General features: G+C 42.8%; 7 protein-coding genes. All 7 read left to right on the plus strand.

The genetic code is table 11. The features are described from left to right. Positions 1–1666, plus strand: a 1666-nt coding sequence (locus tag DUT70_RS12815; protein WP_113647753.1) for an MBG domain-containing protein, incomplete at its 5' end; no start/stop codon positions are given. 40 nt (positions 1667–1706) lie between these two features. After that, positions 1707–2594 carry a PorP/SprF family type IX secretion system membrane protein gene (locus tag DUT70_RS12820; protein WP_240432105.1) on the plus strand — a complete coding sequence of 296 codons (888 nt, stop codon included), beginning with the start codon at positions 1707–1709 and terminating at the stop codon, positions 2592–2594. Between the two features lie 797 nt (positions 2595–3391). Further along, complete coding sequence (locus tag DUT70_RS12830) at positions 3392–10453, plus strand: MBG domain-containing protein (RefSeq protein ID WP_113647755.1); 7062 nt, start codon at positions 3392–3394, stop codon at positions 10451–10453. Positions 10454–10480: 27 nt separating this feature from the next. After that, positions 10481–11368: a PorP/SprF family type IX secretion system membrane protein gene (locus DUT70_RS12835; RefSeq protein WP_113647756.1), complete on the plus strand. Its 888-nt coding sequence runs from the start codon at positions 10481–10483 to the stop codon at positions 11366–11368. 778 nt (positions 11369–12146) lie between these two features. Further along, positions 12147–15272: an RHS repeat domain-containing protein gene (locus tag DUT70_RS12845; protein ID WP_113647758.1), complete on the plus strand. Its 3126-nt coding sequence runs from the start codon at positions 12147–12149 to the stop codon at positions 15270–15272. A 17-nt stretch (positions 15273–15289) separates the two neighbouring features. Then, a complete protein-coding gene (locus DUT70_RS12850) occupies positions 15290–18991 on the plus strand; it encodes an RHS repeat domain-containing protein (protein ID WP_113647759.1) in 3702 nt (1233 codons plus the stop codon). After that, positions 18991–19482: a hypothetical protein gene (locus DUT70_RS12855; RefSeq protein ID WP_113647760.1), complete on the plus strand. Its 492-nt coding sequence runs from the start codon at positions 18991–18993 to the stop codon at positions 19480–19482. The genes DUT70_RS12850 and DUT70_RS12855 overlap by 1 nt, the downstream gene beginning before the upstream one ends. Positions 19483–19666: the final 184 nt, after the last annotated feature.

Here is a 19666-nt window from a genome sequence, read left to right on the forward strand (position 1 = left end):
TACGGTGACCAATCCAAATGGTACTTTGACGGTAACTCAGAAAGCGTTGACCGTTACGGCCTCTGCCAGGACCAAGACCTATGGGGATGCGGTGACCTTTGCGGGTACCGAATTTACCTCGGCAGGACTGATCAATGGCGATGCCATCACCAGCGTAACCCTGAGCAGTACGGGGGCAGTAGCTACCGCTACGGTTGCAGGTTCTACCTATCCGATTATCGTATCAACAGCAACAGGTACGGGATTGGGCAACTATAGTATCAGCTATGTGAACAACGCTTTAACCGTAAATAGAAAAGCGCTAACTGTTATCGCAGATAACAAAGAGAAGTTTGTAGGTACGGTTAACCCTGCCTTAACCATTACTTATAATGGATTTGTAAATGCTGAGACTTCGAGTGTATTGACTACACCTGTAAGTATTAGTACTACAGCAGTAACTACTAGTCCGATTGGTACTTATCCGATTACTGTAAGCGGTGCAGCAGCGGCGAATTATACGATTACTTATACTAATGGAGTGTTAACAGTTAAACCAGGAGCACCAACTAGTGTGAGCTTAGCTGCTGTGACCTTGTTAGAAAACAGGCCTGCAGGAACCACTGCTGGAACGCTGAGCAGTACTTCTGATGATCCTGCGGCAACCTTTACTTATAGCCTGGTTGCTGGAACGGGTGATACCGATAATGCTTTGTTTGCCGTTTCGGGAACTTCATTAAATACTGCTGCCATTCTGGATTATGAAACCAAGGCAACTTATAGTGTTAGGGTGAGGAGCACCACACAATATGGATTCTCATTGGATAGAGTGTTCACCATTAATTTAACGGATGTGAATGAAGTGCCTACTTTGGCTGCTGTAGCTAATCAAACGATATGTTATACGAGAACTTCACAGAATGTAGCCTTAACAGGCATCAGTGCAGGTCCTGAAACTAGTCAAACGACCAGTTTATCAGTAAGCAGCAGCAATGCAGGTTTGTTTGATGCATTGACGGTGTCTGGTAGCGGTGCTACAGGAACCTTGGTTTATCAAGTTAAAACTGGTGTAGTGGGCACGGCTACGGTTACCGTTACGGTTAAAGATAATGGTGGCATTGCTAATGGTGGGGTAGATACCTACAGCCGTACTTTTGTAATTACCGTGAATGCCTTGCCTGTATTGAGCATCAGCAGTAATAAGGGGGTAGAAGTTAGTAAAGGTGAGGTGGTATCCTTAAATGCTATAGGTGCGGTTACTTACAATTGGGCTGCTGACAACAGCATCCTAAGCGGGGCTGGTACAGCAACCTTACAGGTTAGACCTAAACAAACCACTACCTATACGGTTACGGGAACTAATGCAAATGGTTGCAGTGAAACCAAAAGCATTACCATTACAGTATTGGATGATTACGCATTGATTTCAGGTACAAACATCCTTACTCCGAATGGTGATGGTAAAAATGATTACCTGATTATACGTAACATCGATGTGTACCCTAACCATGAGATCAAGATCTACGATGTTGCTGGAAGGGTTGTGTACAGCAAAAAGAGTTATGATAACACTTGGGATGGTACCTACAATGGTTCGCCACTGGCAAAAGGCACCTACTATTACATCATCGATTTCGATGGTGGCAAGTTCAAGAAAAAAGGTTTCGTATCAATTGTAAGGGACTAAGGAGGGTAGGATGAACACAAAAATGGATAAGCTCATGAAAATGAAAAGATATATGATGGCATTGCTAGTATCGGGCATGGTGTGCGGTACAGCTAGTGCACAATTGGCACCATTGGGTGCTATGTATTACCATAATCAGTACCTGAACAACCCAGCCTTTGCGGGGATAGGACAAGGCCTAGAAGTTGACCTTGGCTATCGCCAGCAATGGAGTACGGTGCCAGGATCGCCTAAGGTGCAGGTATTAACAGGTTCTTATGCCATGACACCAAAGGCGGGAATAGGACTAAATGTATACAATGATCAGACAGGCCTTTTTAAGCGTACCAGGGTAATGGGTAGCTATGCTTACCATTTGCCGCTTAACAGCAAGGGCGACAGGTTGAGCTTTGGTGTTTCGCTAGGTTTTATGGACGAGCTGGTAGACCAAGGGCTAATGGACGGTGATCCGAGCGATCCTACGGCGAGAGCCTTCAACGAGCGTCAGCAATATGTTGACGGGGATTTTGGTGTGGCCTATACCAGCGGTAAATTTAGTTTGCAAGCGGCGATGCCCAACCTAAGAAATAGCCTAGGTTTAAGCAAAGACGGGGACCGGGTGGTGAACGAGGCAAGATTCTTTGCAGCTGCGAGCTACAAGATACGTCTGTCGGAGAGTGAAGGTGTTGGATTGGAGCCGAAAGTGGCCTTCCGTGAAGTACGTGGTTTTGACAACATTGTGGATGTGGGTGCAAACTTTACCTTTGTAGAAGATAAGATCGGTTTGATGGCGATGTACCATAGCACCAAGAGCACTTCTTTTGGTCTGAGCGCCAAGTTGTCGAAGGCCTTCAGTCTATTGGGACTATACACCTCTAATACCGCGTCGCTGGCAGGCCAGACCAATGGTAGTTTCGAAGTGAATTTAAAGATCAACCTTTTTAAGTAGAGCGAAGTAATTTCCCACTTGATAAAACTATGAAGCCCCGCATGTGCGGGGCTTTTTTGATGTATGCTTTCCATTGAAATGGCATGTTTAGGAAACTTTACTTTAAAAAGGACTCTTTTCCTAAAGCGATCTACGACTTAGCTAACATTACTAATCTTAAAACGAAGAAGGTGTCTTATACTTTTCGAACGCTGTAAATAGTAAAATTGGTTATACGGGCAGCATCAATTTATTATTTTTAGTAATTATTTTACTTAAACGAGGTCTTCAAACGATTTTCAAGAGTCTATCTTAAAAAGGCTATCTAAATCTCATGTTTTGATCACTAAATTATTCTTTACGCTGTGTGCCTGGTTACAAAGATTTTTAGCTTATGTGCCAAGTATAGCCATGAATAACAGCTTTCATTTTAGGGTCGCTTGGTCTTTAAAATGTGATTTAGCCGCATTAAAATTAAGCTGTGAAATGTTGTTTGCTTCATGCAGGCGACGTGAACGAATCAAATTGGTTTTTATTACAAAAAGTTGTTAAAAATTTGCTTTTGTTCACGATATCTATATCTTTGTTACAACTATTAGCTCTTGACATGTACGCTCTCGCACTCCAAAAAACTGAAAAGTTCTGTTTCTATGGACTGTTATGGGCTGTCGTACGGCATTTAAAAGCTACAAATTTTCCGATTGAATTATATCCCAAAAGCTACAAATTAATTGGGCTCACCTACTTTTTTATGCCACTCGTTTGGTGTTTAAACATCTCCTTACTATTTCCTAAGAATACAAACTAAACCCATATTTATGCAGAAATTTTACTTTAAAAAATTTTTCTCGTGTTTGTTGCTATTAATAGCTGCTTTAGTATTGCCTAATTGGGCAAAGGCACAAACAACAGAAACTTTTGAGGCCAGCCCCACAGGGGCTACCTTTACAAATGGTACTAAAACCTTTAATTTAACCAGTAGCTATCTTAGCTTTACCGTTGTAAACTTTGCTGGTTTAGGCTATAATGCCTCGAACAGGTTTATTCAGGTTGCTGATGGAACTGGAGGTCAATCTATGGGCCAAACGGGCACCATTACTGATGCAACAGGTACGTTTAAGGTTAATAATTTATGGATCTACCTTACCGGTGATGCGACTCAGAGTCCGAATGTTACCGTTAATGGGCAACCTGGATCAGTTACTTTTATCGGGAAATTGGGAGGAGTGACACAATTTACTGTGGTTAAAACTACTAACGGAACCAATATTGGTTTTGGTCTTCCAGGTAATGGCTTCATTCCTATCAACTTTGCTACTGAAGGTGGTACAAATAATACTGGTGTAATAATAGACCAGCTTGAGATTCAATTGAGTAGCAATTATGATTATTTTGCAATCGATAATTTTGTATTTCAGGATGCTCCAACTTGTACTGCACCAGTTATTACAGGCAACCCGCCCAACAGATCCATTTGTGTAAATGGCAATACTACTTTTACAGGAAGTGCAACGGGAGCTACTGCTTATAAATGGCAAGTGAATACAGGATCTGGATTCACCGATATCTCAAATGGTGGTGTATATTCAAATGCGACCACCACTACCTTGACCATTACTGGCGCAACTGCAGGAATGAATGGATATACTTATCGCTTGGTAGCGATGAACGGCGTAGCAAGCTGTTTTACAAATTCCAATGTAGCAACCCTAACAACGAGCAATATTACCGCCTCAACCGCCAAAAATGATGCGTTGTGCTACGGAGGTACTGGATCGGCTGCTGTTTCTCCATCTGGAGGAATTGGCGGATATACCTATTCATGGTCCCCAAGTGGCGGTACGGGTAGTATTGCTACAGGACTTACTGCGGGAACTTATACCGTAACCATTACTGATGCAATTGGCTGCCAGATTACAAAAACAATTACCATTAATCAACCTGCTTCAGCACTATCTGCAGCCAGCGGTGGCGGCTTTACTACTGTAAGCTGTAACGGTGGTAGCAACGGAACTGCTACAGTAGCACCAACAGGCGGAACACCTCCTTACACTTATTCATGGGCACCAAGCGGTGGAACCAATGCTACAGCAACAGGTTTATCTGTAGGTGTCTATACGGTAACAGTAACTGATAACAATAATTGCCAAGTTACCCGTAACTTCACCATTACCCAGCCTACGGCATTAAGCACTAGTTCTACAAGTCAAACCAATATTGCCTGTAATGGCGGGGCTACAGGTTCAGCTTCAGTTACCCCAACTGGCGGTACACCGGGCTATACCTACTCATGGGCACCAGCGGGAGGTACCGCAGCAACGGCCACAGGTTTAACAGCTGGTACTTACACCGTTACCATCACAGATGCCAATGCTTGTACCATCACCAGAACTTTTACCATTACGCAGCCTACGGCACTGAATACCACTGGGGGCAGCAAAACCGATGTAAGCTGCAATGGCGGATCTAACGGAACAGCTACGGTAGCTCCTACTGGAGGAACACCTCCTTATACTTATTCGTGGGCACCAAGTGGTGGTACAGCCGCCACAGCAACAGGCTTATCCGTAGGTACCTATACGGTAACGGTAACCGATGCGAATGCTTGTGTGAACACCAAGTCCTTTACCATTACGCAGCCTACGGCACTGAATACCACTGCGGGCAGCAAAACCGATGTAAGCTGCAATGGTGGATCTAACGGCACAGCTACGGTAACCCCTACTGGTGGAACAGCGCCTTATACTTATTCATGGGCCCCAAGCGGCGGTACCAATGCTACAGCCACAGGTTTATCTGTCGGTGTGTATACCGTCACCGTAACCGATGCCAAAGGTTGTACTGGTAACAAATCTTTTACCATTACCCAGCCTACGGCACTTAGTCTTGCCTCGGGTAGCAAAACCGATGTAAGCTGTAATGGTGGTTCTAATGGGGTAGCTACCGTAGCGCCAACAGGTGGTACGCCAGGCTATACTTATTCATGGTCTCCAAGCGGTGGTACAGCGGCAACGGCAACAGGTTTATCTGCGGGATCCTATACGGTAACGGTAACTGATGCGAATGCTTGCCAAGTTACACGTAGTTTTACCATTGGCCAGCCAGCCTCGGCATTAAGCACTAGTGCTACAAGTCAAACCAATATCGCCTGTAATGGTGGTGCTACAGGCTCAGCTTCTGTTACCGCAACAGGTGGTACTCCAGGCTATACCTACTCATGGGCACCAGCAGGAGGTACCGCAGCAACGGCCACAGGTTTAACGGCTGGTACTTATACCGTTACCATTACGGATGCCAATGCGTGCTCAATCACCAGAACTTTTAACATTACCGAACCACCAGCCTTAGTCGTTAACCCCGTTTCACAAACCAATATTGCATGTAATGGCGGAGCTACGGGTTCAGCCATGGTTGCTGCTACAGGTGGCACAGGACCTTACACTTATTCATGGGCGCCATCAGGCGGTACAGCAGCAACGGCTACTGGCTTAGTTGCGGGTACTTATACCGTTACTGTTACCGACGCGAACTCATGTAGCAAAACACAAACCTTTACCATCACTCAGCCACCAGCATTGGTAGTAACTGCAGGTACGCAAAACAACGTATCATGTAACGGTGGCGCTAACGGTACAGCACAGGTAATCGCAACGGGCGGTACGCCTGCCTATACCTACTCATGGGCACCAAGTGGCGGTACCAATGCTACAGCTACAGGTTTAGCTGCGGGTACCTATACCGTAACGGTAACCGATGCCAATGCTTGCACAAAAACACAAACTTTTACCATTACGCAACCATCAGCATTGGTTGTTAGTCCAGTTGCACAAACCAATATTGCATGTAATGGTGGGGCTACGGGCTCTGCTACGGTTGCTGCTACAGGCGGTACACCAGGTTATACCTATTCATGGGCACCATCAGGCGGTACGGCAGCAACGGCTACTGGTTTAGTTGCGGGCACTTATACCGTAACGGTAACCGATGCTAATGCGTGCACAAAAACACAAACTTTTACCATTACCCAACCACCTGCATTTGCAATTACCACCTCGCAAACTAACATTGCTTGTAACGGCAGTGCCACAGGCGCTGCTACAGTGAATGTAACAGGTGCTACAGGACCATATACCTATTCATGGGCACCATCAGGCGGTACAGCAGCAACGGCTACGGGTTTAGTTGCGGGCACTTATACGGTAACGATAACCGATGCCAATGCTTGTACCACTACCAGAACCTTTACCATTACCCAGCCACCTGCCTTGGCAACTACTGCTGGAACGGTCAACAACGTATCATGTAATGGTGGTGCTAACGGTACAGCTCAAGTAATCACAACAGGAGGAACTGGACCATATACTTATTCATGGGCTCCAAGTGGCGGTACAGCGGCAACTGCTACGGGCTTAGCTTCGGGCACTTATACGGTAACGGTAACCGATGCCAACTTATGTAGCACCACACGATCGTTTACCATTACCCAGCCATCAGCTTTAGTCGCTAATGCTGGCGGGCAAACTAATGTATCATGTAACGGTGGTGCTAATGGCTCAGCAACCGTAAGCGTAACTGGCGGTACAGGTACTTACACTTATTCGTGGGCACCAAGTGGCGGTACAGCGGCAACGGCATCAGGCCTGTTAGCTGGAACCTACACGGTAACCATAAAAGATGCGAACAATTGCCAAACCACTCAGTCGTTTACCATTACCCAACCAACGGCAATTACTGCAACACAAAGTCAAACCAATGTACTATGCAATGGTTCGGCTACAGGTTCGGCTAGTGTAACCGTAAGCGGTGGTACTGGTGCTTACACCTATTTATGGTCTCCATCTGGTGGTACCGCAGCTACGGCAAGCGGATTGACAGTAGGTAATTACTCAGTGCTTATTACGGATGCCAATGGATGTACTATCACTAAAAACTTTACGATTACCCAGCCGCCTGTGTTGGCAGCAACTTATTCGCAAACCAATATTGCTTGTAACGGTGGCTCAACTGGATCGGCTTCGATTGTTCCATCTGGCGGTACGACTCCATATACTTATCTATGGTCAACAGGAGCGACAAGTTCTTCTATTAGCGGCTTAGCGGCTGGAGCATACTCGGTAACCGTTACCGATGCCAATGGCTGTACTACTACCAGAAACTTAACTTTAACGCAGCCAACAGCCATTACGGCAACACAAAGCCAAATCAATGCTACTGCCTTTGGTGCGGCTAATGGTAGTGCTTCGGTGGTGGCAGCAGGTGGTACACCAGGTTATACTTATTCATGGGCACCATCTGGAGGTACAGCGGCAACAGCTACAGGATTGGTTGCGGGTAACTATACCGTAACCATTACCGATGCCAATGGTTGTTCCATCACCAAAAACTTCACCATTACCCAACCAGCAGGTGTTTCGGGCGTTACCGCAAGCACTGCCAATGGTACTTATAAAATAGGGGATGTGATCGACGTTCAGGTGAACTTCCACATGCCGGTAACGGTAACTGGAACACCACAATTGGCCTTAAATGCTGGCGCTAATGCGGTGTATAACTCAGGTACTGGCACTTCATCATTAGTATTTAAATACACCGTTGCTTCAGGCAACCAAACTGCAGATCTTGATTACACCAGTACCACTGCTTTAGCATTGGCTGGCGGAACCATCAAGGATGCTTTAAATAATAGTGCCACTTTAACCCTACCTGCTCCTGGAGCAGCAGGTTCACTAGGTGCCAATAAAAGCATCGTGATTGATGGTATTGCACCTGCAGCACCGGTTATTGCGGCAGTAGCCGATGGCGCCACTGTTTATACTGGTCTTCCAGCGATTAATGGTACGGCCGAAATTGGTTCGACAGTAAGTTTACAAATTGACGCCGCAACAGTGAGCACGAGCATTCCTGTTGATCCTAGCGGTAATTGGACTTACACCTTAACTACTGCCTTGTTAGACGGTACACATACCTTAAAAGCATTAACTACTGATGCGGCAGGTAATCCAAGTGTGTATAGCAACACCAATACCTTTACCGTAATTACGGTGCCAACCATTACCGCAACAGGTACCCTAAATGCCTTGAATACCGTTTACGGAACAGCATCAACAAGTACACCATTTGCAGTTTCTGGCGTGAACATGAAAGCGGGCATTTTGGTAACCCCACCAGCTGGCTTTGAGGTAAGTGCAAACAACACCACCTTTACCAATACCGTAACCATTGGTGCGGCGGGCATGATGGCCAGCACACCAGTTTACCTAAGGTTAAAAAATACCACCGCAGTAGGTTCATACAGTGGTAATATTGTACTCACCAGTACCGATGCCGTTAACGTGAACAAAGCCACCGTAGCAAGTACAGTTACTGCTGCACCGCTTACCGTTACTGCAAACCCAGTAAATAAAACTTATGGCGATGTATTAACAGCGGCCACAGGGTCGACAGCTTTTGTTGCTACTGGATTGAAAAACGCAGAAACTGTAGGTACCGTAAGCTTAGCTTATGGCACAGGTGCTGCAGCTAACGATCCGATAGGAACTTACACCGCAAAAGTAACGCCTAGCGCTGCTGTTGGAGGTACCTTTACCGCTAGCAACTACACCATTACCTATGCAGCTGGAGATATTGTAATAGGCGTTAAAGCCGTTACCGTAACTGCGGATGCGAAGAGCAAAGTATATGGCAGTGCTGATCCAGCCTTGACCTATACCGTTAGCCCTGCCTTGGTAAGTGGCGATAGCTTTACAGGCACACTTAGCCGTGTAACTGGTGAGGCCGTAGGCACCTATGCCATCAACAGAAACAGTTTAGCCCTAAGCAGTAACTATGTAATTACCTATGTAGGCGCTAACTTAACCATCACCAAAAAACCACTTGACGTAATTGCAACCAACACCAGCAAAACCTATAACGGTTTAGCATTTAACGGTGGCAACGGCGTAACTTACAGTGGTTTTGTAGGCAGCGACAACGCGGCAAACAGCTTAACAGGTACATTAACCTATACGGGTACCGCACAAGGAGCCATCAATGCAGGCACCTATGTGATTACCCCAGCAGGTTATGCTTCGGCTAACTACCAGCCAAACTATGTAAACGGTACTTTAACCGTAAACAAGGCAACGTTAACCGCTAAAGCTGATGATAAAGCACGTTGCTTTGGACAAGCCAACCCAAGCTTTACCATCACCTACACAGGTTTTGTAAATGGAGAAACCGCTAGTGCAGTAAGTACCGCACCAGCAATGACCACTACGGCTAATGCCAATTCAGTGGCCAATACTTATCCAATTAGTATTACTGGAGGTACTGCAACCAACTATGCATTTACTTACCAAAACGGTACATTAACCGTTAATCCACTACCAGTAGTGAGCATTGTTTCAAGCAAAGGCGCATCATTAAGTAAAGGCGAGACAACGGTACTTACCGCTACAGGAGGTACTTCATACACATGGGCAAATGCTGCTGGTATTATCAGTGGACAAAATACCGCTTCACTTACCGTTAGACCTAGCGTAACCACTACCTATACGGTAACGGCTACCAATGCAACAGGTTGTAGCGATGTGAAGACCATTACCATTGAAGTTAGAGATGACTACGAAGCCATTAAAGCAACGAACATCCTTACACCAAATGGCGATGGTATCAATGATACATGGGTGGTTGAGAATATCGATCAATATCCAAACAACGAAGTGAAGATCTTTGACAAAGCGGGACGCGTGTTGTACAGCAAAAAAGCTTACGACAACAGCTGGAATGCTACCGTAAACGGAGCACCATTAGCCGAAGGAACTTACTTCTATATCATTGACTTCGGTCCTGGTAAAGCAAAAAGAAGAGGTTTTATCACCATTGTACGTGAGGATAAATAATTGTAACACAAACTAATTTTGTAAAAAATGAAAAGACATAAGATTTTAGCTTTGGTGAGCATTATTACCTTATCTATCACAGCTAAAGCACAACTTGATCCATTGTCGTCGCAGTACTTCAATAACCGTTACCAGCTCAATCCAGCCTTTGCAGGGATTGAGCACGTGACCAACCTTAACTTCGGTTATCGTAGCCTTTGGAACAACATTCCAGGGGCACCCATTACGCAAGCCGTAACGGTTGATCATGGCTTCAATAAAGTAGGTTTAGGCTTAAACTTTGTAAACGATAAAACAGGTTTACAACGTCAAACCAAAGTGACGGGCAGCTTTGCCTATCACTTGCCCTTAAACGAGGTAAGCAATCTTCACTTTGGGGTTTCCTTAGGAGTAGCCAACCAGAACTTAAATACATCGGACATTATAGGGAATCCTAACGACCCTCAATCGAGGATGTACAACGAGCGTGAATCTTATCTTGATGGCGATTTTGGCGTAGCTTATACCAACCAAAGATTAACCATTAATGCTGCTTTGCCAAATTTGAATAAATTGTTCAGAGGCAATAATACGAGGTATGCAGACGTGGCAAGATTCTTCTCTTCGGTGAGCTATAAAATCCCATTAAGCGCCAATACCAATGGCGAAATTGTAGAACCTTTAGTGGCCTACAGAGCCATATCGGGCTACGATAGTATTTGGGATGCGGGCGCACAGCTGGCGGTCGTTAATCAACAGATCCTACTTTCGGCAATGTACCACAGTTCTAAAAATGCCACCTTTGGTTTTGGGATGGATTATAAAAAGAAATACCTGATTAGCGGTCTTTATACTTCTAACACTTCGCAGTTAAGCAGCTACACCAATGGTAGCTTTGAGCTTTACTTAAGGGTTAAAATAGGGTCGCCTAAATAGGGATTAAAGCTTTATAAGCACAAAAGATAAACAAGCTTCAGCAGAAATGTTGGAGCTTGTTTTATGATAGGGTTGCTTGAGTGTTATAGATTAAATATCTTACAAGGCTCATGAGATTTATACCATAGGATTTATAAGTAGAAAGCTTGATCTTGTCGCTTTAAGATTGCTTTCCCGAATAGTCGGGACAAACTGTACCTCGCAATTGTAAAGGTTTAATAATTCTGTTACCTAATTATTAAACCTTTACAGCAATGACAGCCGCTCCATCGTCATTGCGAGGAACGAAGCAATCTATTTTGATACTAATACTTGCGCTACGGTGGGGGATCATTTCTTGCTCTAGCTTTATGTCCTTGCCGTTTTTGTACAAATTCAAACCATTTCTGTACAAAAATGAACCCGTCGAATAGTACTTACTTAATAGATTTGCACTAACTAAATTAATAAATCGAAATATGAAATCTAACCTTATGTCCGTCATTAGGGGCGCTCAAGTTCTCAGACTCTTTCTGAAAATCAGTGGAAATTATCCATCTATATTGGGTCATTTTTAAACTAGCTAATTCCTATACACCCAAACATGCTTGTCTTGGAATTACAATCCTTCTCATCTTATTAAATTCTTGCAGCTTTCCTTCTTTTACATAACATTGGTTCGTTGTGTACGATAGGACGGTAATAATGTGGATGGCTAGCGGCTTGTCTTTTGGGTTAGCTAGTATAAGATTAGGTATAAGGTAGTTTCTAGGAGGCAGTTTGCTAGCTGAAAATATTTATGGAACGTAGAAAAATGTACATGAAAAAAAAGTTGGTATTATCACTTATGATAACCTTTGGGCTTCATTATGCCCAAGCGCAACAACCGAATACTCAGGAGAACCTCCAGCGACCGAAGATTATACCTTCCTCTCCACAATCGCAGATCTTCGAGAACTATCTTAACCACGAAGTTACAGAATATAATGGACTCCCTAAGATTGAAATACCATTGTATGAGATCAAAATGAAAGACCTTACCATTCCCATAAACCTTTCCTACCATGCTTCTGGAATAAAATATATGCAGTATGATGGAGATATCGGTGCTGGATGGTCAATCGGAGCTGGCGGTTATAGATTGACGAGGAGTGTAAGAGGCGCTGACGATTTTGCGCCTGTTAACACACAGTACCCTGCTCAATACTACCAAAGTGTCAAAAAGCAAGAGGATATGAACATCCACACCGATCCTCGAAGAAAGGATAACTTTCTTTATTTTTTAAGTTTTGATCCTGATAGACCTTTGGATGTCTATCCGAAAGGGGTTTTTGCAGGAATGCCAAATGGGGTTAGCGATGCCATGTATGGTGACGGCCAATACGATAAATTTCAATACATGCTGCCTAGCACGAGTGGAAGTTTTATCATCAAGGATCGTCCTACCATGCAAGTGGCGTTAATGGATGATAAGCGGGATAAGGTAGAAATCCAGCGACAACAGTGTAAAATTACCGATGCCAACGGAATTGAATATTTTATTGGTGGTACTGATAATGGGATGGAGCTTTTTGAGAAAGAGGTAACCACCTTTCATGAAACCACTTGGGTGTTGAGGGAGATCAAAACACCTTCGAATGAAACAGTGCATTTTAGGTACAAAAGAATCTGGACAGTTAACCAGAGGTTTAAAGAAAACAGAAGTGGCGTAACCGTTAGTGATGCCCCTTTCTACACTTTGAGTGCAACCAGTTGGGGCGGGAGTGGTAATTTACCATTTCATACAGACGGTTGGACAATAAGTAATATATATAGCGGTGGGCCTAAATATGAAGTGCTATTATTCTTGGATGAAATCGAAACAGAAAACCTTCTAGTTAAATTTGAAAGAGGCGTCCTTTTGGATATGGGGCATATCTTAAAGAAAATTATTGTTACCGATAAGCTTTCCCATAAAGTCATCAATGAGATTGAACTATTTAATTATGTTTATCCATCTACAGTTAATACCCTTGAACTTTATAAAACAACTGCCTCACATATTTATTTAAATGCAGTAAATACTTTAGGAAACACCTATAATCTGGATTACTATACTCCTCCTTCTAATATTAGTAATCCATATCCTGATCAATGGAATAACTATAATTTTAAACAAGGTTTTCCAGCAGATGCAAGGCCTATACTTCACCAAGAGTTTTTGGATGAAGAGTTTGTTTGGAACAGAACCTATGGAGATGATCAATCATGGACGGTAGCAAATAATAAGTCAACCATTCGATATTCTGGTATTGATGTTCATAGTGCCGATCGTTCAGTAGACGAGGACAATGTCATGAGTTATTCACTCGAGAAAATTCATTTTCCTACAGGAGGTAATACAGAATATGTTTATGAAACGCATCAAACTGTTTTTGGTAAGGGGGGCGGGCTTAGGATAAAAAAAATTATATCTTCCCCTGATCCAGCAAGTACGCCCGTCATTTCAGAGTTTAGGTATAGTAATGGTGTCTCCAGTTTTAAATTAGACCATAACGCCTTTTCGAGCGAATCCTACTCAATCAATCATGAAAAGTTCAGTTTTGGTGTCGCTTTTGAGCCTTGGTATTTAGAGGCAGATAAATGGATTGGGAGAATCAGTTGTAATCGAACTTTTTCAATGAATCCAGTGGGTGACTACAATCTTTCGGAATACAACACTTATTATAGAAATGTAGATGTGTTGCAATATGATCTAGCTGGCAACAAATACAACGGCAAAAGAAGTGTAGAGTATAATCTTCCATCATTTCCGCAATTGGGATTTTACGACGGGGCATTTTTGGGGGCCGGAGGTTTTGCATATCCCACGGTAGATAATTATAATAAGAGGAAAGGAATCATGCGAACCTACGATGGACAAAAACCTACTTTAAAATCTACTGCCTATTTTGACGAACTGGGACAGCTACTTAAAAAAGAAACCTATAAATATAAAAAAGTTGATAGTAACAACTATTATGGCCTTAAGGTCAATCAGCGCTTCTATATTTCAAGTGGTGAAGTACCTACTTATCCGCAATACAATGATATAGATCTTCATGTAACACGAAATGACTATACTCATGTAAGCTCCTATTTTGATTGGATGGCCTATGAAATAGAAACAGGTACGGACATTTTAATCTCCAAAACAGATAGTTTATTTACGCCTTCGGGCCAAATTGTACGTACGGAAAGTTTTGAGCATAACGATGATAATCAGGTTACGAAGATCACATTGTCAGATAACGCCGACGGAACTGGGAAGATTAAGGTCACCGAATTAAAGTATCCTAAGGACTTTGCCTCTGGTAGTAATGTTTACCAGCAACTTGTGGACAGGCATATCATTGCTCCAGTAGTAGAAACGATTGAACGCACAGGTACTAATCAGGAACTGAAAAGGAATAAAACTGAATATAATGCATTTGGATCTCTTCTGCTCCCTTCAAGAACAACAGCCACGACTCAAGGTTTGGAAAGGATCATCGGCACGTATAACATGTACGATTCGAAGGGCAACCTACTTCAGTATACACCTTTCGGTGCTAATAGTATATTCTATTTATGGAGCTACAATCACCGATATCCAGTAGCAGAAATTAGGAATGTAAACATTGGAGAATTAGAGTATGCATTATACTCCAGATATGGAACGTCATTGCAGGCACATGCGGGCACTTCGGCTCCTGTTTTTGACGACGCTTTGCTAAGGAGCGACTTGCCAAACGCCTTAATTACCACTTACACTTATGACCCTTCTATTGGGATTTCAAGCATTAAAGATCCCAGGGGAAGAAGGACTAGGTACATCTACGATAACTTCAATCGGTTAAAGTATGTCGAAGATCATGAAGGTCGATTGGTAAACGAATATGGCTATCACTATCGCTCAGGTTATTAATAGGTAAACAGCTTTTTATGGAAACGATTCAAAACATCAAGAAATCAATATATATCATTATATATACCTGTTGCCTATATTTGGCAGGCGGAGTATTTGCCACGGCATTTTTTGTTCAGCCGCTCAAAGCGCAGCAAACCAACCTGCAATATGACCATGATGGCGGAAAGCTACTGTATGGTAATTATCTTCAATATCCTTTTGTCGGTTCGCCTGGTAGTGGCACTTATACTGTTAAGCTTAAAATTCCATTCCATTTTGACATTTTTGTAGCGGGTTCGATAGATATTCAGCTGATTAATATGGGGACTGGCCAGCAACAGACCTATGCGACAGATCAAGGAGCCTCCAGGTTTTTGGCAGGAACGTATCTGCTTAGAGGACATTACCTAAATCCGTCAACTTCGCCTAGTGCATACGAAATGGGGATCATTATTACTGAGACCTATGACAATAGCGGATTGCCACCTATCGTTGCACCCGCACCAAGTCAAGATCAAAACTACGTCATCGCCTATACGCCAATAAACGGTAATTTTACAGCGACCCAACTGGGAGGTGCAGCAGGCGAGGAGATGAGCCAGCTACGTGTAGCTGTCAATTATTATGATGGTTTGGGCCGCCCGTCTCAAACGGTAAACGTTAGGAGCAGTAGCGATTTTGCCAAGGATATTATTTCTGCCAATGCTCATGATGCTTTTGGTAGGGAAACCAAAAAATACTTGCCTTACGCTGCTTCAAGTAACGAGGGAATATTTAGAGCAGACGCGGTCAGTCCCGCCAATGGTGTTTGGAGTTTTTATAATCCCGCAGGTAGCACTGGCCCAACATTGCCAGGAGGGATCGCTAGAAATAGTTATCCCTTTGCAGAAACTCGTCAGGAAAATAGCCCACTCAACAGAATGCGAGAACAGGGCGCAGCTGGAATAGACTGGCAAATTGGGAATGGACATACCGTCCGTACCAATGATCTGACCAACGATGCTGCTGGGTTTAATCTAGGCAGTGGTCGTTGGGCTAAGCACTATAAGGTTAACATAGATGTCTCTGGAAACCGAACCCTATCGGATCAAGGCAGTTATGGACAGAACCAATTATATGTCAATGAAACTAAGAATGAGAATTGGTCGCCCGTTGACGGAAAAGCAGGGGTGTCGCAAGAATACAAGGACAAGGAAGGCCGTGTCGTTTTAAAAAGAATATGGAAGGATGATACTACCCCGCTATCAACCTATTATGTGTATGATGATTATGGAAACCTATGTTATGTGCTGCCACCAAAAGCCGACGCAGATAGTGGGCTACCTACATTGTCCACTATCAGTGAACTTGTTTATCAATACCAGTACGATGCATTGCAAAGAATGGTGGCGAAGAAAATACCAGGTAAGGACTGGGAATATTTGGTTTATAACAAGTCTGGCCAAGTGGTAGCCACCCAAGATGGAGAGCAAAGGTTAAGAAATGAATGGCTAGTTAACAAATACGATGGTCTGGGCAGGAATATTATGACTGGGCTTTGGATATCGAACATCAGCCCTGCCGATTTCAGGTCCCAGGTATATGATGATAGCTTTCAATGGGATGTAAAAGCTGTCGCCATGTCTTATGGATATGATATCCGAACGTATCCTCAAAGCTTGTCAACCATACTCACTGTGAGCTATTTCGATAACTATGATATTCCAGATTTACCCACAGGTTATGTCAGAGCAGGTTATTGCACGCAGGTTCAGGGCCTTCCAACAGCTACTAGAACAGCGGTATTGAACAATCCTGCGCATATGCTTTGGGGCCTTAACTACTACGATAACGAAGGCAGGATGGTAAAGAATATCAACCAGCATTATCTGGGCGGAGTGTTAGTTGAGGGAAATTATGATGAAATTGATAATAGCTATAACTTCATCAATGAACAATTAACCAGTACACGCATACATAAGGTTAACGGCGTAGAGCAGGTAAAGATTTCAACAAGGAACGAGTACGACCGTATGGGCAGGTTGACCAAGAATTGGCACCAAGTGAACAGTGCCCCTGAGGTACTATTGGCAGAACACAGCTACAACGATATTGGAATGTTGTCTGCAAAAGCGCTTCACAATGGTTTGCAAACCACCAACTTTAGCTATAACGAACGGGGTTGGCTTAAAGGAAGCAACAGTACCGAACTTGATATTGCTTTGGGATATAATAGTGGTACGCATCCGCAGTATAACGGCAATATCACCAGCCAACAGTATACCAATGGAAGCAATAACACTTTCGCATATCAATACGATAAACTAAATAGGTTGATAAAGTCTGAAGCTGGTAACAACCTAGGAGAAACAATTTCCTATGACTTGGGTGGAAATATCCTGAGCATGGCAAGAGAAGGTTTTGGAACTAATAGTTACAATAGTTATACTGGCAACAAGCTTACTGGCATTACTGGATTCACGACAGGCAGTTTTAGTCATGATGCTAATGGAAATGTCAAATCGGACAGCTATAGAAACATTAGCAACATTATCTATAACTATTTGGATTTACCGCAGAACATCGTAGCTCCAGTGAGCATCAATTATGTATATGATGCTACAGGTAGGAAACTTAGAAAAATCAGTGCGGGTACCACCACCTCTTATACCGATTACATTGATGGTATACAATATGCCAATGGAGCCATCGATTTTATCCAGACTGCCGAGGGTATAGCTTTCAACACGGGTGGAGGATATGTTTATCACTATAATCTGGCTGATCACTTGGGTAATGTACGAGTAACCTTTAGGGAATCTAGTGGTGCTATAGAGATCCTTCAACGTGACGATTACTATGCGTTTGGCTACAGAAAATCTGCACCCAATGGAATAGGTGCAATTTCGTTACAGAATAAATATCTTTATAACGGCAAGGAATTGCAGGAGGAACTCGAGTTATATGATTATGGAGCGAGATTTTACGATCCTGTGATAGGCAGGTGGCACGTGATGGATCCTCTGGCTGAGAAATTTTATAGCTTAACTCCATATCACTATGTAGACAATAATCCTTTGACCAATATTGACCCCGATGGTAAGGACACATATTATGGGGAGGATGCACAGGATATGATGCGTCAGTTACAAGCAGGCTCAGCTAACGATGGTCCAGGAGATACTGAGAAGGGATGGTTGCAAATGATGATGGAGTTTTTTGGTTTCGGTCGAAAAGGCCCCAAAGATGCTCAAGAAGCATCAGATCAGAGTGACAGAAGAGATGCTTTGCTTTCAAGTAATGCAGAGACAGATGAGAAAATGAAGAATATTGAAGGTATTCCAGTTGCTGGTGGGTTGATGAAAATGTCCAAAGGAGCAATGGGAACTTTCTCTGATGGCAAGGATTGGGGAAATGTTGCAAAAGGAGGGGGGGAAATCTTTTTTGATATTACGGGGGGAGCTATATTTAAAAATACTTTTAAATATATTAGTAAGGATATATTAGGGCATATCTTTAGAAATGCCGTAGGGCATGTCAATCCGACGACTATAGAATCTAAGTTGAGATACTTGAAATTATTTGAAAATGTAGCTAATGATGTTAAAAATGTAAACCCAGCAATTTTATCAAATTACCAAAAAAATACAGTAGGCTTTCAAGGATTTTCTCAAACATTTAGGAGTGGACAACAGGTTTGGGTGCAGGTGTTTAATGGGAAAATTGTTAATGCAGGCGTAAATATAATTTCAAAGTAATGAATAAGGCTATAAATTTAGATATTGATAAAGAGTATATATCTGCCATAAAAAAATATGAAGAAGAAATAGAAAAGGGCCCAACAATAGAAAAGTTTGCAAACTTAGCTTTTCTATATTGGGCTTTTGCGGCTGAGCAAATTGAATTTAACTTACCTAATGGTATTTCTGATGAATGGAGTATAATAGGGGGAGATAAATTTGTCCTTATTTTAGAAAAAGGCTTATCAGTATTTCCTGATAGTTTAGAGCTTGCTTTTTGGAAAAGATATTTTGCTTATCGACTTTTTTTGTCAGATTTTTCAGAAGAGGATTGTAAAGAAATGATTTCTGAAAATAAAGTTATAGATAGCTTAGTGCCGTATTTTTTTCTAAATATGTTTGATGAAAATACATATTCAAAACAAATAGCTACTTTAAGAGAAATTTGTGTGGATATTCCTACTGCAAAGAATCTATATATTTTAACCTTTATAGGAAGTCAATTATAGCTTTATTTTCATTTTTTCAGCTCAAGCCTTGTGTTTAAGGTCTATAGTAAGGAGCCTTGTTTCTGTTAGCAGTTACTTTGTTTTGAGCTTTTATAGCTAAAGCCCAAGTCGGGTCAAGACTCTTCCCTTAGACACTAAGACTTGCGCTAAAGAGGATGTTTTATTTTTTGAAATACAAGCAGAA

The sequence above is a fragment of the Pedobacter chitinilyticus genome (assembly GCF_003313385.1).
In the GTDB taxonomy this organism is placed as follows: domain Bacteria; phylum Bacteroidota; class Bacteroidia; order Sphingobacteriales; family Sphingobacteriaceae; genus Pedobacter; species Pedobacter chitinilyticus.